General features: G+C 40.2%; 1 protein-coding gene. It reads left to right on the top strand.

Annotation, left to right across the window (positions count from 1 at the left end; genetic code table 11):
- Positions 1-37 precede the first annotated feature (37 nt).
- A partial coding sequence (locus tag MMY95_RS15665; protein ID WP_056986639.1) for a recombinase family protein occupies positions 38-567 on the top strand: 530 nt, incomplete at its 3' end.

Here is a 567-nt window from a genome sequence, read left to right as displayed (position 1 = left end):
TGTCATTACTTAATGACATAAGTAAGGAGATAAAAAGATGAAATATGGCTATGCGCGGGTCAGTACCACTGATCAAAAATTAGCAAATCAAATTGAGTTACTAAAATTGGCAGGAGCAGAAAAAATCTTTCAGGAAAAGTTTACTGGCACAACTACTGAACGACCGGAGTTTCAAAAACTGTTGCGCGTTCTAAAAACAGGCGATACTTTGATTGTCACTAAGTTGGATCGGTTTGCGCGGAACACGCGCGAGGCGTTAGCCATTATCCAAGAGTTGTTTAAAGAAAATGTCAAAGTCAACATTTTGAATATGGGCTTAATTGATAATACGCCGACTGGCCAATTAGTCTTTACAATATTTAGTGCTTTTGCGCAGTTTGAACGCGATATGATTGTCACGCGCACGCAAGAAGGTAAATTGTATGCCAAGCAACATGATCCGTTGTTTCGGGAAGGGCGACCGAAAACGTATTCTGATGAACAGATCAGATTTGCTTATGAGTTGCGAAAACAAGGCATGACTTATAAGATGATTGAACGAAAGACGGGGATTAGTAAACGCACGCA

The organism is Lactiplantibacillus sp. ME-2, assembly GCF_022549155.1.
Taxonomy (GTDB): Bacteria; Bacillota; Bacilli; order Lactobacillales; family Lactobacillaceae; genus Lactiplantibacillus; species Lactiplantibacillus plantarum.
Note: the sequence above shows the minus strand (reverse complement) of the source record. Positions and strands in the feature narration are given on the sequence as shown.